Origin of the sequence: Alkalisalibacterium limincola (assembly GCF_008017755.1) — a bacterium.
GTDB classification, from domain to species: domain Bacteria; phylum Pseudomonadota; class Gammaproteobacteria; order Xanthomonadales; family Xanthomonadaceae; genus Alkalisalibacterium; species Alkalisalibacterium limincola.
Map to the genome: position 1 here is coordinate 174,174 of NZ_VRTS01000003.1, position 14,155 is coordinate 188,328.

Annotated in this window: 13 protein-coding genes; 4 read left to right on the plus strand and 9 right to left on the minus strand. The window is 67.4% G+C overall.

What is annotated here, in order from left to right:
- Positions 1-22 precede the first annotated feature (22 nt).
- Positions 23-1,702, minus strand: coding sequence for a long-chain fatty acid--CoA ligase (locus tag FU658_RS05925; protein WP_147891241.1), 1,680 nt, complete (start codon positions 1,700-1,702; stop codon positions 23-25).
- A gap of 154 nt (positions 1,703-1,856) precedes the next feature.
- On the opposite strand from FU658_RS05925, the gene FU658_RS05930 reads away from it, so the two are divergent.
- Positions 1,857-2,252: a nuclear transport factor 2 family protein gene (locus FU658_RS05930; RefSeq protein WP_147891242.1), complete on the plus strand. Its 396-nt coding sequence runs from the start codon at positions 1,857-1,859 to the stop codon at positions 2,250-2,252.
- A gap of 96 nt (positions 2,253-2,348) precedes the next feature.
- Here FU658_RS05930 and acnA read toward each other — a convergent pair whose 3' ends face one another.
- The 4 genes from acnA to FU658_RS05950 form a co-directional block, all read right to left on the minus strand.
- On the minus strand, positions 2,349-5,099 hold the full coding sequence (acnA, locus tag FU658_RS05935) for an aconitate hydratase AcnA (RefSeq protein ID WP_147891243.1): 2,751 nt from the start codon (positions 5,097-5,099) through the stop codon (positions 2,349-2,351).
- A 120-nt stretch (positions 5,100-5,219) separates the two neighbouring features.
- Positions 5,220-5,828: a high frequency lysogenization protein HflD gene (gene hflD, locus FU658_RS05940; RefSeq protein WP_147891244.1), complete on the minus strand. Its 609-nt coding sequence runs from the start codon at positions 5,826-5,828 to the stop codon at positions 5,220-5,222.
- On the minus strand, positions 5,825-6,943 hold the full coding sequence (mnmA, locus tag FU658_RS05945; protein ID WP_147891245.1) for a tRNA 2-thiouridine(34) synthase MnmA: 1,119 nt from the start codon (positions 6,941-6,943) through the stop codon (positions 5,825-5,827). Before mnmA ends, hflD begins: the two co-directional genes overlap by 4 nt.
- Before the next feature lie 2 nt (positions 6,944-6,945).
- Positions 6,946-7,368, minus strand: a complete 423-nt coding sequence (locus tag FU658_RS05950; RefSeq protein ID WP_425477585.1) for an NUDIX hydrolase — start codon at positions 7,366-7,368, stop codon at positions 6,946-6,948.
- 163 nt (positions 7,369-7,531) lie between these two features.
- Between FU658_RS05950 and clpS the strand changes: the two genes are divergently transcribed.
- Genes clpS through FU658_RS05965 form a run of 3 tightly spaced genes read left to right on the plus strand, consistent with a single transcriptional unit; the run spans position 7,532 to position 10,853 of the window.
- Positions 7,532-7,864 (plus strand): ATP-dependent Clp protease adapter ClpS, encoded by a 333-nt coding sequence (clpS, locus tag FU658_RS05955; RefSeq protein ID WP_147891247.1) that lies wholly within the window; start codon positions 7,532-7,534, stop codon positions 7,862-7,864.
- Between the two features lie 48 nt (positions 7,865-7,912).
- Positions 7,913-10,201, plus strand: a complete 2,289-nt coding sequence (clpA, locus tag FU658_RS05960) for an ATP-dependent Clp protease ATP-binding subunit ClpA (RefSeq protein ID WP_147891248.1) — start codon at positions 7,913-7,915, stop codon at positions 10,199-10,201.
- Between the two features lie 7 nt (positions 10,202-10,208).
- Complete coding sequence (locus FU658_RS05965; RefSeq protein WP_147891249.1) at positions 10,209-10,853, plus strand: histidine phosphatase family protein; 645 nt, start codon at positions 10,209-10,211, stop codon at positions 10,851-10,853.
- 34 nt (positions 10,854-10,887) lie between these two features.
- Here the strand turns inward: FU658_RS05965 and infA are convergent, their stop codons facing one another.
- From infA to trxB, 4 genes are all read right to left on the minus strand, one after another.
- Positions 10,888-11,106 carry a translation initiation factor IF-1 gene (gene infA, locus FU658_RS05970; RefSeq protein ID WP_147891250.1) on the minus strand — a complete coding sequence of 73 codons (219 nt, stop codon included), beginning with the start codon at positions 11,104-11,106 and terminating at the stop codon, positions 10,888-10,890.
- Between the two features lie 79 nt (positions 11,107-11,185).
- Entirely contained in the window at positions 11,186-11,953 is a 768-nt protein-coding gene (gene aat / locus FU658_RS05975) for a leucyl/phenylalanyl-tRNA--protein transferase (protein ID WP_147891251.1), read from the minus strand.
- The gene (locus FU658_RS05980) at positions 11,928-13,073 is read right to left on the minus strand and encodes a GNAT family N-acetyltransferase (RefSeq protein ID WP_147891252.1); all 1,146 of its coding nucleotides are present in this window, start codon (positions 13,071-13,073) and stop codon (positions 11,928-11,930) included. Before FU658_RS05980 ends, aat begins: the two co-directional genes overlap by 26 nt.
- Positions 13,074-13,147: 74 nt before the next feature.
- Positions 13,148-14,113: a thioredoxin-disulfide reductase gene (gene trxB / locus FU658_RS05985; protein ID WP_147891253.1), complete on the minus strand. Its 966-nt coding sequence runs from the start codon at positions 14,111-14,113 to the stop codon at positions 13,148-13,150.
- Positions 14,114-14,155: the final 42 nt, after the last annotated feature.

The following is a 14,155-nucleotide window of genomic DNA, read 5'->3' on the forward strand; positions in this document are numbered from 1 at the left end:
GGCCAGCAGTCCGGGCCGGTGCTCAGTCTTCCTTCGAACTCTCCCTGAGCTCACGCCGCAGGATCTTGCCGACGTTGGTCTTCGGCAGCTCGGTGCGGAACTCGACGAAGCGCGGCTGCTTGTAGCCGGTCAGCTCATTGCGGCAGAAGGACTTCACCTTGTCGGCGGTCAGACCCGGGTCCTTCTTCACGATGACGACCTTGACCGCTTCGCCGGACTTTTCGTCCGGAACACCCACGGCAGCCACCTCGAGCACCTCGGGCATCTGGGCGATGACATCCTCGATCTCGTTGGGGTACACGTTGAAGCCCGAGACCAGGATCATGTCCTTCTTGCGGTCGACGATGTAGAAGAAGCCATCGGCATCCATCTTCGCCATGTCGCCGGTGTGCAACCACCCGTCGGAGTCGATCGCCTTGGCGGTTTCCTCGGGACGGTTCCAGTAGCCCTTCATGACCTGCGGACCGCGGATGCACAGCTCGCCCACTTCGTCGACGGGCATCATCGCGCCATCGTCGCCCTTGATGCAGGCCTCGGTGGAGGGGATCGGAAGGCCGATCGCACCGTTGAAGTCCTCGAGGTTCATCGGGTTCATGCAGGCGGCTGGCGAGGTCTCGGTCAGGCCGTAGGCTTCGATCAGCGTGCAACCGGTCACTGCCTTCCAGCGTTCGGCGACGGCGCGTTGCACCGCCATGCCGCCACCCAGGCTCAGGTGCAGGTTGGAGAAGTCGATCTTGTCGAAGCCGGGCGTGTTGAGCAATCCGTTGAACAGCGTGTTCACGCCGGTGATCGAGGAGAAACTGGTGCTGCGCAGTTCCTTGACGAAGCCCTTCATGTCGCGCGGGTTCGTGATCAGGTGGTTGCAGCCGCCGAACTGCATGAACACCAGGCAGTTCGCCGTCAGTGCGAAGATATGGTAGAGCGGCAGCGCGGTGATGATCGTCTCCTCGCCGTGCTTCACGTTCTGGCCCAGCCACACCGACGCCTGCAGCATGTTGGCGACCAGGTTGCGGTGGGTCAGCATCGCGCCCTTGGCCACGCCGGTGGTGCCACCGGTGTACTGCAGGAAGGCGATGTCGCCGGGGCTGATGTCGACGTCGGGGACCGACTTCCCACGGCCGGCGGAAAGCGCCTCGGAGAAACGGATCGAGCCCGGGAGGTCGGCATCGGGCACCTGCTTCTTGACGTACTTGAGCACGAAGTTGATCAGGGGGCCCTTGGGGAAGCCCAGCAGGTCGCCCACGCCGGTGGTGATCACCTGCTTGATCGAGGTCTCGCCGACCACCGACGCGACGGTGTCGGCGAAGTTGTCCAGCACCACGATCGCGGACGCGCCGGAGTCGGTGAGCTGATGCTTGAGCTCGCGCGCGGTATACATCGGGTTGGTGTTGACCACGGTCAGTCCGGCACGCAGCACGCCGAAGATCGCGATCGGGTACTGCAGCACGTTGGGCATCATCAAGGCGACGCGGTCGCCCTTCTTGAGCTTGAGCGTATGCAGCAGGTAGGCGGCGAACTGGGTGCTGAGATCGTCGATCTCACCGTAGGTGAGGGTCTTCCCGAAGTTGGAGAACGCCGGTTTGTCCCGATAACGCTTGATTGCCGTCTCCAGCACGGAGACGATGGAGCGGTACTGCTCGACATCGATCTCCGCCGGCACGCCCGCCGGATACTTGTTCAACCAGGGACGTTCCGAACTCATGCGCATCTCCTCCTGCGTGGACCAAACCGTATGCGCCTCCGAGTGGCTCGGAACAGCGCTGTTCAGGGCATCTTCATCGATTGGAACACAGCCCCCATGGGCAGGCAAGGCGGCATGCGCGAGCGTATGGAAGGGGCTTTTCGCGGTGCTCGTCGTGGCTTCCCTGCTGCTTGCCGGCGGCTGCGCAAGGCCGGATCCGGAGCAGGCCCTGCGCGACCGGATCGCGGCGATGCAGGAGGCCGCGCGCGAGCGATCGGCCAGCGGAGTCCTGGCAGGAATCGACGATGACTTCTCTGGCCCCCATGGGCTGGACCGCGAAGGCCTGGGTCGACTGGTCCGCCTGCAGTTCATGCAGCATGGCAGTGTCGGGGTCCGGCTGGGGCCGCTGGATGTGGAGATGTTCGAGGAGCGTGCGCGTGTGCGTTTCACCGCCGTGCTCACCGGAGGCAGCGGGCGGTTCGTGCCGGACACCGGCCGCATCTACAACGTGGAGACGGCGTGGCGACGGGACGGGAACGATTGGCGCCTCATCATCGCGCAGTGGGATTGACCCGGGGCGCGACGCGCGGGGAGTGCCGCGCGGCGGTGTTGCAAAGAAGAAGGGGCGCCGATAGCGCCCCTTCTTCGTGCAGCCTTCAAGCCTGGCTCAAGCAGCCTTCGACTTCGCCGCCAGCTGGCGCAGCACGTAGTGCAGGATGCCGCCGTGGCGGAAGTATTCGACTTCCTTCGGCGTCAGCAGCAGCACCTTGGCCTCGAACGCCAGCTCGCTGCCGTCCTCGCGCCGTGCGACGACCTGGGCCACCTTGGCCTCGCCGTCCTTGAGGCCGGTGATCGAGATGACCTCGTCGCCCTTCAGGCCCAGAGAAGCGATCGAGTCGCCCTCGTTGAACTGCAGCGGCAGCACGCCCATGCCCACCAGGTTGGAGCGGTGGATGCGCTCGAAGCTCTCCGCGATGACTGCCTTCACGCCCAGCAGGTTGGTGCCCTTGGCCGCCCAGTCGCGCGAGGAGCCGGTGCCGTATTCCTTGCCGGCCATGACCACCAGCGGCACGTCCTCGGCCTTGTACTTCTGGGCCGCGTCGTAGATCGCCAGCTTCTCCCGCGAGGGGAAGTGCAGGGTGTTGCCGCCTTCCTCGCCGTCGAACATCAGGTTCTTGATGCGGATGTTGGCGAAGGTGCCCCGCACCATCACGTCGTCGTTGCCACGGCGCGAGCCGTAGGAGTTGAAGTCCGCCGGCTGCACGCCGCGCTCCATCAGGAAGCGACCCGCCGGGGAGTCCTTCTTGATGTTGCCGGCCGGGGAGATGTGGTCGGTGGTGATCGAGTCGCCGAACAGGCCCAGCACGCGGGCGCCCTCGATGTCGCGGATCGTGCCGACGTCCATCGTCATGCCGTCGAAGTAGGGCGGGTTCTTGATGTAGGTCGAGGCCTCGTCCCAGGCGAACGCATTGCCGTCCGGCGAGGCGATCTGGTTCCAGCGGCTGTCGCCCTTGAACACGTCGGCGTAGTTCTGCTTGAACAGCTCCGGGCCCACCGTCGCGGCGATGACGTCGCCGATCTCCTTGTTGCTCGGCCAGATGTCCTTGAGGAACACGTCCTTGCCGTCACGGTCCTGGCCCAGCGGCTCGCTGGTCAGGTCGATGTCGGTGGTGCCGGCCAGGGCGTAGGCGACCACCAGCGGCGGGGAGGCCAGGTAGTTCATCTTGACCTCGGCGTGCACGCGGCCCTCGAAGTTGCGGTTGCCCGACAGCACCGAGGTGACGACCAGGTCTGCATGGGCGATGCCGGCGCTGACTTCGGTCGGCAGCGGGCCGGAGTTGCCGATGCAGGTGGTGCAACCGTAGCCGACCACGTGGAAGCCCAGGGACTCCAGGTCGTCCATCACGCCGGCCTTCTTCAGGTAGTCGGTGACCACCAGCGAGCCCGGGCCGAGCGAGGTCTTCACCCACGGGGCCGACGTCAGGCCCTTCGCCACGGCGTTGCGGGCCAGCAGGCCGGCACCCAGCATTACCGCCGGGTTGGACGTGTTGGTGCAGGAAGTGATCGCGGCGATGACCACGGCTCCGTCCCTGAGCTTCAGCTTCTCGCCGTTCATCTGGATCTCGGCGAAGCCGTTGCTGAGGACTTCCCGGTTGCCCACCGCGGAACCGCCGCCCTCGTCGACGAAGCGCGCGTCCTCGTTGCTACGCTTGTTGTCGCGGGCGATGGTGAACGGCTTGACGTTCTCCTGGAAGTTGGCCTTCATGTCCGACAGCAGCACGCGGTCCTGCGGGCGCTTGGGACCGGCCAGCGACGGAAGCACCTTGCCCATGTCCAGGCCCAGCACGACGCTGTACTCGGCCTCGTCGCTGGTGCGCCACATGCCCTGCGCCTTGGCGTAGGCCTCGACCAGCGCCACCTGCTCGTCGCTGCGGCCGGACAGGCGCAGGTAGTTCAAGGATTCGTCGTCGATCGGGAAGATGCCGCAGGTGGCGCCGTACTCCGGGGCCATGTTGGCGATCGTCGCGCGATCGGCCAGCGGCAGGTGGTCCAGGCCGTCGCCGAAGAACTCGACGAACTTGCCGACCACGCCATGCGAACGCAGCATCTGGGTGACCGTGAGCACCAGGTCGGTGGCGGTCGCGCCCTCCGGCAGCTTGCCGGTCAGCTTGAAGCCGACCACCTGCGGGATCAGCATCGAGCTGGGCTGGCCCAGCATCGCGGCCTCGGCCTCGATGCCACCCACGCCCCAGCCAAGCACCCCGATGCCGTTGATCATCGTGGTGTGGGAATCGGTGCCGAACACCGTGTCGGGGTAGGCCATCGCCTCGCCGTCGGCGTCGTTGACCATGACCACGCGGGCCAGGTTCTCCAGGTTCACCTGGTGGACGATACCGGTGTTGGGCGGCACCACCTTGAAGTTGTCGAATGCCTTCTGGCCCCAGCGCAGGAAGCTGTAGCGCTCCATGTTGCGCTCGAACTCGATCTTGCCGTTGAGGTCGAGCGCCTCGGGCGTGCCGAACACGTCGACCTGCACCGAGTGGTCGATGACCAGCTCGGCCGGCACCAGCGGGTTGATGTCCTCGGGATTGCCGCCGAGCGCCTTGACCGCATCGCGCATCGCGGCCAGGTCGACCACGCAGGGCACGCCGGTGAAGTCCTGCAGCACCACGCGGGCGGGGGTGAAGGCGATCTCGGTGTCGGACTCGTCGCTGGCCTTCCAGTTCGCCACCGCTTCGATGGACGCCTTGGTGACGCTGACGCCGTCCTCGTTGCGCAGCAGGTTCTCGAGCAGGATCTTCATCGAGAAGGGGAGGCGCTTGATGTCGAAGCGCTCGCCCAGCTTGGCCAGGCTGTGGATCGCGACCTTGCGACCGTTGACGTCGAGGGTGGTACGTGTGGCGAAGGAGTCGCTCATCGATGGCTCCTGGCTGTGATGCGGGAGGGATTGGGCACCCAAAGCAGGCGCCCTAAGCCGTCCATTATAGCGCGGGATCGGGTCGTTCAGGTTGCGCCCGGCGCCGTTTGCGCCCGCCGCTCAGGCCTCGTCGAGCCACGCGCGTGCCGCCTCGGCGATCTGGCGCCGGCGCAACAGCAGGTCGATGTAGCCCCCGCCCAGTTGGCGCCACAGCACGGCCGAGCGCAGGCCGGCGAGCAGTACGGCGCGGATTTCCGCCACTACGGTGGGTTGGCCCAGGTAGTTGGGGTTGCCCTGCACCAGGACGCGCGGGCGCAGCGAGCTCACCGTGCCGGCATACAGCTCGCCGAGCCGGCCCAGCACCGTGGGGTGGCTGGGGCCCCAGTGTTCGCGCTGCCGTGCGATGTCGAGGATGCCGGCATGCACCGCCTGCATCAGCTGTGGCTGTCGCGAGAAGCGGCGCTCGACGTGGAGCAGGGTCACGGCGATGCGGGTGATGGCCGGGTCGCGCAGGCTGGCGCCCGACGCGGTGTCGAACAGCAGCCTCAGGCCGGGTTCCAGGTTCGCCGGGCCTCCGTAGACATCCTGGGCCGTTTCCGCGTCGATGCGGAAAAGGCTGTCCACGCAGGGGGCAAGCGCCCCGGTATCGCTGCCGCCGGTGGTCGCGATGCGGCGTACCTGCTGCACCGACTGCAGGAGGCCGGCAAGGGCCAATGCACGTTGTTTCATCCACTACCTCGTTCAAGCTCGTCTACGGGCGCGTCGGTGGATTCGATCACCGCGCCACCCAGGCATTCGACACCAGCATAGAAGACCACCGACTGGCCCGGGGTCACCGCGCGCTGGGGGCGCTCGAAGCGCACCGCCAGCCGGCCGTCGCCGTCCATCTCGACGCGGCAGGGTTCGTCGGCCTGGCGGTAGCGCGTCTTCGCGGTGCATTCGAAGACGTCCGCCGGTGCCTGGCCTGCGGTCCAGCTTGCCTCGATCGCCACCAGGCGACTGGACATGAGGAAGCGGCTTTCACTGCCCTGGTCCACGTAGAGGATGTTGCCCGCCACGTCCTTGTCCACGACATACCAGGGCGCCTGTGGCCGGCCCTTCACGCCGCCCAGGGCCAGGCCCTCGCGCTGTCCCAGCGTGTAGTAGAAGACGCCCTCGTGTTCGCCCAGCGCTTGCCCGTCGACGCTGCGGATTTCCCCGCGCCGCGCCGGCAGGTACTGCGCCAGGAAGCTGCGGAAATCGCGTTCGCCGATGAAGCAGATGCCGGTGGAGTCCTTCTTGGCGGCCGTGGGCAGGCCGGCTTCGCGGGCCATGCGGCGTACCTCGGCCTTGGGCAGGTGTCCGATCGGGAAGCGGGTCGCGGCCAGCTGCTCCTGCCCCAGCTGGTGCAGGAAGTAGCTCTGGTCCTTGCCCGGGTCGGCCCCGCGCAAAAGGCGCCACAGGCCCCCGCGGCGGTCGATCCGGGCGTAGTGGCCGGTGGCGATGCGGGTCGCGCCCAGCGCGCGGGCCTCGTCGAGGAAGGTCTTGAACTTGATCTCGCGGTTGCACAGGACGTCCGGGTTCGGCGTCCGGCCGGCCCGGTACTCGGCGAGGAAGTGTTCGAACACACCGTCCCAGTAGGCCTTGGAAAAGTCGCGCGCATGGAACGGGATGCCCAGGCGGCCACAGATGGCCAGCGCATCGCGGCGGTCATCCTCGGCACGGCACTCGCCACTGCCATCGTCGGACCAGTTCTGCATGAACAGACCCGCCACGGACTCCCCGGCCTGGACCAGCAACAGGGCGCACACCGACGAGTCGACGCCGCCGGACATGCCGATCAGGGTTTCCGCCGGGGCTGCCATGCTCAGGCCAGCCAGTGGGTGGCGGACAGCGGGAAGCTGCACCCGTCGAGGAAATCCTGGGCCGCGCGCATCACCAGCGGGCTGCGGTGCCTCCCACGGCAGGCGCGCAGTTCCTCCGGGGTCAGCCACAGCGGTCGCAAGATGCCGGCGTCCAGCGGCGCGCCGGCATCGTGTTCCAGCGGGCGCGCCGCGAACGCCACCCGGAGGTACTGCCGTCGCGTCTCCGGATCGATCCACTGGTAGACGCCCACCAGCCCGGTGGGCTCGACCGTCCAGCCGGTCTCCTCGCGGCACTCGCGCACCATCGCATCGACCAGCGATTCCTCCGGCTCCAGGTGGCCCGCCGGCTGGTTTATCACCAGCTCGCCCCGCACGTCCTCCTCGACCAGCAGCAGGCGGCCCGCCTCGAGGACGAGGGCGGCCACGGTCACGTCTGGGAGGTAGACCTCGGAGTCGCCGGACGGGCCCGGGCGAGGTGCTTTTTCCGTGGTGTTCACCGAGGGGATGTTACATCACGCTGAATGGCGTGGGCAGGACTTGTGCCAGCCTGCGTGGGGCACCATATAGTGGTGTCATCAAGGATCGGTCATGGGTCAGGAAAACACGCCGGAACACGAACACGAGCACGACCACGGCCTGGCGGTGGAGCATGCCAAGCCCGAGGTGGTCAGGCCGCCGCTCTACCAGGTGGTCCTGCTCAACGACGACTTCACGCCGATGGATTTCGTCGTGGAGGTGCTGCAGCTGTTCTTCTCGCTCAATCGCGAGAAGGCCACGCAGGTCATGCTGCACGTGCATACCCGGGGCAAGGGCGTGTGTGGCGTATACACCCGGGAAGTGGCCGAGACGAAGGTGTCCCAGGTCAATGATTTCTCCAGGCAGCATCAACACCCGCTGCTGTGTGCGATGGAAAAGGCCTGAACCGGCCGCGCGACATCCCCCACCGGTGCCAGAACCAGGAGGCACGACATGTTCAGCAAGGACCTCGAATTCACCATCGGCCAGTGCTACAAGCAGGCCCGCGAGGCGCGTCATGAATTCATGACCGTCGAGCATCTGCTGCTGGCCCTGCTGGACAATCCCTCGGCGGCATCGGTGCTGCGGGCCTGCGGGGCGGATTCGCCACGTCTGGGCTCGGAGCTGCGCCAGGTGATCTCCGAGACCGTGCCGGTCCTGCCCGACGAGGACGCCCGCGACACCCAGCCCACGCTGGGTTTCCAGCGCGTCCTGCAGCGGGCGGTCTACCACGTGCAGTCCTCGGGACGGAAGGAGGTGACCGGCGCCAACGTGCTGGTCGCGATCTTCGGCGAAAAGGACTCCCACGCGGTTTATTTCCTGAACCAGCAGGAGGTCAGCCGGCTCGACGTGGTCAATTACCTGTCCCATGGCGTGGCCAAGTACATCGACGAGGGCGAGGCTGGTGCGGCCGAGCAGGCGCGCGAAGGCGAGGGTGACGGCGCGGCGGCGGCGGACGGCAAGACCAACCCGCTGGCGGAGTTCGCCGACAACCTCAACGAGGCCGCGAGGGCCGGCCGCATCGACCCCTTGATCGGCCGCGCCGACGAGATCGAGCGCACCATCCAGGTGCTGTGCCGCCGGCGCAAGAACAACCCCCTGCTGGTCGGCGAGGCCGGCGTGGGCAAGACCGCGCTGGCCGAGGGCCTGGCCAAGCGCATCGTCGATGGCGAGGTGCCCGAGGTGCTCGAGGATGCGGTGATCTACGCCCTCGACCTCGGCGCGCTGGTGGCCGGCACCAAGTACCGCGGCGACTTCGAGAAGCGCCTCAAGGCGGTGTTGCAGGCGTTGAAGAAGGAACCGCATGCGGTCCTGTTCATCGACGAGATCCACACCATCATCGGGGCCGGCTCGGCCTCGGGCGGCACGATGGATGCTTCGAACCTGATCAAGCCGGTGCTGGCCTCGGGCCAGCTGCGCTGCATCGGCTCGACCACCTTCCAGGAGTACCGCGGCATCTTCGAGAAGGACCGGGCCCTGGCCCGCCGCTTCCAGAAGATCGACATCGTCGAGCCGTCGGTGGCCGACGCGATCGCGATCCTCAACGGCATCAAGTCCAAGTTCGAGGAGCACCACGGCGTCGAGTACGCTGCCGACGCGATCCGCGCCGCGGTCGACCTGTCGGTCAAGCACATCGGCGACCGGCTGCTGCCGGACAAGGCGATCGACGTGATCGACGAGGCCGGTGCGCGGCAGCGGCTGCTGCCGGAGGAGAAGCGCAAGCGCCTGGTCGACGTCGAGGAGATCGAGCTGATCATCGCCAAGATGGCGCGCATCCCGACCAAGCAGGTCTCGGCATCCGACAAGGACGTGCTGCAGAACCTCGAGCGCAACCTGACCATGGTCATCTTCGGCCAGGACCCGGCCATCCAGACCCTGTCGGCCGCCATCAAGATGGCGCGCTCGGGTCTGGGCAATCCGGACAAGCCGATCGGCAGCTTCCTGTTCGCCGGCCCCACCGGCGTGGGCAAGACCGAGGTGACCCGCCAGCTGGCGATGCAGCTGGGCATCGAGCTGGTGCGCTTCGACATGTCCGAGTACATGGAGGCGCATTCGGTCAGCCGCCTCATCGGCGCACCCCCGGGCTACGTGGGCTTCGACCAGGGCGGTTTGCTGACCGAGCAGATCGTCAAGCATCCGCATTGCGTGCTGCTGCTCGACGAGATCGAGAAGGCGCATCCGGACGTGTTCAACATCCTGCTGCAGGTCATGGACCGCGGCACGCTGACCGACACGAACGGGCGCGAGGCGAACTTCCGCAACGTCATCATCGTCATGACGACGAATGCCGGCGCCAGCCAGGCCTCGCGCCGCTCGATCGGCTTCACCCGGCAGAGCAACGCCAGCGACGCGATGGAAGTCATCCGTCGCACGTTCAGCCCGGAGTTCCGCAACCGACTCGACGCGATCGTGCAGTTCGGTGGCCTGGGCCTGGAGCACGTGCTGCGGGTGGTCGACAAGTTCATCATCGAGCTCGAGGCGCAGTTGCACGAGAAGCACGTCAGCCTGACCGCCTCGCCCGAGGCGCGCACGTGGTTGGCCGAACACGGCTTCGACCCCGAGATGGGCGCGCGCCCGATGGCCCGCGTGATCCAGGAGCAGATCAAGCGGCCGCTGGCCGACGAGCTGCTGTTCGGAAAGCTGGTCGGAGGCGGCCGGGTCAAGGTCGACGTGGTCGACGGCAGCCTGCACGTGACAGCCGAGGCGGAACCGGAGAGACTGCTTCCAGCCACCATCGACTGAGGCCTGGATGCGGATCCTGCTTGCGAGACATGGAGAAACCCCCTGGAACGCCGAAGGGCGCTACCAGGGGCAGATCGACATTCCACTCTCACCGGTGGGCGAAGACCAGGCGCAACGCCTAGGGGAGCGCCTGCGCGACATCCGCATCGACCGTGCCGTCGCCTCGCCGCTGTCGCGTGCACGACGCACCGCGGAGTTCGCCCTGGGTGTCCAGCGCGAGTCCATGCTGCAGTTGTCCAACGGGCTGCTCGAGATCGCCCACGGCGAGTGGGAGGGCAAACTGGCCTCGGAGATCCGCGAGAGCGACCCGCAACGGCTGGCGGCATGGCGCGACGCACCCGACAGCGTTCAGATGCCCGGCGGCGAAAGCCTGCCCGAGGTCTTCGAGCGGTCCTGGGCTGCGCTCGAAGCGGCCTGCGAAGGCTTGGGCGATGACGACACGCTGCTGGTGGTGGCCCACGATGCGGTCAACAGGGTGATCCTGTGCCGGGTGCTGGGCATGCCGTTGGCGCAGCTGTGGCGATTCCGCCAGGCGCCGGCAACCTTGAACCTGCTGGAGGGCGCGCGACCGGACCGGCTGGAGGTGGTCCGGCTCAACGACAGCGCACATCACACCGCGCTGTTCGGAGAGGCCGTGCACCGGGCGCTGTAGGCGCGCCTGCCTCGTGGCGCCCGCGTCGTGCCGCTTACTTCATGCGGTAGGTGATGCGGCCCTTGGTCAGGTCGTAGGGCGTCATTTCCACCTTGACCTTGTCGCCGGTCAGGATGCGGATGTAGTGCTTGCGCATGCGGCCGGAGATGTGGGCGATGATGACGTGCCCATTCTCGAGCTGCACGCGGAACATCGTGTTGGGCAGGGTCTCCTGGACCGTGCCCTCCATTTCGATGGAGTCGTCCTTAGGCATAAATCTCGTCATAAACGGCAGGAAGCCGCTCTCAAGGGCGGGAATTCTGCCACGTCCGGGGGGCGAGGGCAAAATTCCGTTAAGCGTGGGTTTCGGGGGTCGGGCCGCCGGACGGGGGAGGCGTGGCCAACGCCGCTGCCGAAACGGTCTCCCAGGTCTCGCTCCATGCGCCTTCGCGACCCGGAAAGCCGCCCAGGGACTGGATACGCGCAAGGAACGCCTCGCGCGGTACCGGCCGTGCGCCGAGCGAGAGCAGGTGTGGATTCTCCACCTGGGCATCGATCCACGGCCAGCCCCAGGCGGCGAGCTGGCGCGCCAATCCCGCCAGGGCCACCTTCGATCCGCCGCTGGTGCCACTGAACATGCTCTCGGCGAAGAACATCCGGCCGATCGCGACCCCGTACAGGCCGCCGACCAGCACGTCGCCATCGAGCACCTCGATGCTGTGGGCGTGGCCGAGCCGGTGCAGCCGACCATACGCCGCGCGCACCTCGGCGCCGATCCAGGTGCCGGACTGGCCCTGGCGGGGCGCATCGGCACAGCGCGCGACGACCTCGTCGAAACGGGTGTCGGCGCTCATGCGCCAGGTGGAGGCCTTCAGCCGCCTCCGGAAGCGACGCGGCAGCACAAAGGTCGCGGTGTCGAAGACCAGCCGCGGATCCGGCGACCACCACAGGATCGGCTCGCCCGGGCTGAACCAGGGGAAGATCGCATGGCGGTAGGCGTCCAGCAGGCGCTCCGGGTGCAGGTCGCCACCGACCGCAAGCAGTCCGTCCGGGTCGCGCAGGGCCCGGGACAGGGGCGGGAAGCCGCCCCGAGGGTCATCCGGCAGCCAGGGGAGGCGCATCGCGGAACGGGTTGTGGTTGGTTTCGATCAGGCTCGCGTAGCGTTGCGCGTGGGTGCGCTCCTCCGCGCACCAGGGGGCCAGCGCCTCGCGGAAGCCCGGGTGCGCCACCCAGTGTCGGCTGTGGGTGAGCACCGGCAGGAAGCCCCGGGCCACCTTGTGTTCGCCCTGGGCCCCCGGCTCGAACACGTCGATGCCCTCGCGCAGGCAGTACTCGATGCCCTGGTAGTAGCAGGCCTCGAAATGCAGGCCGGGCACGTCCACGCGCGTCCCCCAGTAGCGTCCGTAGAGCCGGTGCCGGTCGCGCAGGCATATCGCGCCGGCCAGCAGCTCGCCCTGGCGCTCGGCCAGCACCATGACGAGTTGCCGCGGCATGTGCGCCGCCAGGTGCTGGAAGAACGCAAGCGTGAGGGCCGGGGAGTTGCCCTTGCTCGCGAAACTCAGGCAGTACAGCGCGTGCAGGGTCGCGATTTCGTCGGCAGTGGCTTCATCGCCGTGGACCACGCGCAGGGCCACGCCGGCGTCGCGCACCTGGCGCCGTTCGGCCCGGATGTTCTTGCGCTTCTTGCGCTCCAGGGCGCCGAGGAAGTCCTCGAAGTCGTGCCATCCGGCCTGGCGCCGCCAGTGGAACTGGATGTCGTTCCGGGCCAGCCAGTCCGGCCCCGTCGCCTGCAGCTGCGATGCCGGGGCGAAGTTGAGATGGATCGAGGAGAGGCTTTCCCCGAGCGCGCGTTCGACCATCGCGTCCAGCAGCTGGCCTGCATGGGCGGGGGTGCGTGCCAGCAGGCGAGGGCCGGTCACCGGGGTGTAGGGCGAGGCCACCAGCCACTTCGGGTAGTAGGCATGGCCATGCTGTTGGTAGGCGTGCGCCCAGGCATGGTCGAAGACGAACTCGCCGTGCGAGTTCGTCTTCAGGTAGGCCGGTGCCGCGGCAACGAGTCGTCCGTCCTCCCACAGCGAGGCGTGCCGGGGCGTCCAGCCCCAGGCGTCGCGCAGGCAACCGGTCGACTCCAGCCCGGACAGGAACGCGTGCCGCATGAACGGATGTTCGCAACCAAGCAGCCCGTCCCAGGTCGCGGCCGGGATCTCGCCAATCGAATCGTGGATGCGGAGTTCACTCATGGCGGGCCCGGGCGGCAGCGTCGAGCCCATGGTCGACGCTGCCGGGTCGCGACGGCGTGACCCAGTGCCTGTGCCTACTCGCCGGTTTCCAGGAAACGCTCGGCATCGAGCGCGGCCATGCAGCCGAAGCCTGCCGACGTGATCGCCTGGCGATAGACCTGGTCGGCCACGTCGCCGGCCGCGAACACGCCCGGCACCGAGGTCGCCGTCGCCATCCCCTCGAGCCCGGTACGGATGGTGATGTAGCCGTTGCGCATGTCCAGCTGCTCCTCGAACAACGAGGTGTTGGGCGTGTGCCCGATCGCCACGAAGAAGCCGGTCACGTCGATCTCGCGGGTGGACTCGTCCTTGGTGGACCGGATGCGCATGCCGCTCACGCCGCTGTCGTCGCCCAGTACCTCGTCCACGGTGTGGTCCCAGATCAGCTCGATCTTGCCAGCCTTGGCCTTGGCGAAGAGCTTGTCCTGCATGATCTTCTCCGCGCGCAGCTTGTCGCGGCGGTGCACCAGGTAGACCTTGCGGCAGATGTTGGAGAGGTACAGCGCCTCCTCGACCGCGGTGTTGCCACCGCCGATCACCGCCACGTCCTGCTCCTTGAAGAAGAACCCGTCGCAGGTGGCGCAGGCCGACACGCCCTTGCCCATGAACTTCTGCTCCGACGGCAGGCCCAGGTACTTGGCGGTGGCGCCGGTCGAGATGATCAGTGCGTCGCAGGTGTACTCGCCGCTGTCGCCCTTGAGCCGGAACGGGCGCCTGGACAGGTCGGCCTCGTTGATGTGGTCGAAGATCATCTCGGTGTCGAAGCGCTCGGCGTGTGCCTGCATGCGCATCATCAGGTCCGGGCCCATCAGGCCGTGGGCATCGCCGGGCCAATTGTCCACCTCGGTGGTGGTCATCAGCTGGCCGCCCTGCTGCAGGCCGGTCACCAGCACCGGCTTGAGGTTCGCGCGGGCGGCGTAGACCGCCGCGGAGTAGCCCGCCGGGCCGGAACCCAGGATCAGGACGCGGCTGTGGCGGGGCGTTTGCGCGGGGTTGCTCATGTATAATCCTTACGGCTTTGCAGGAGGGTGATCGCGCCTCCC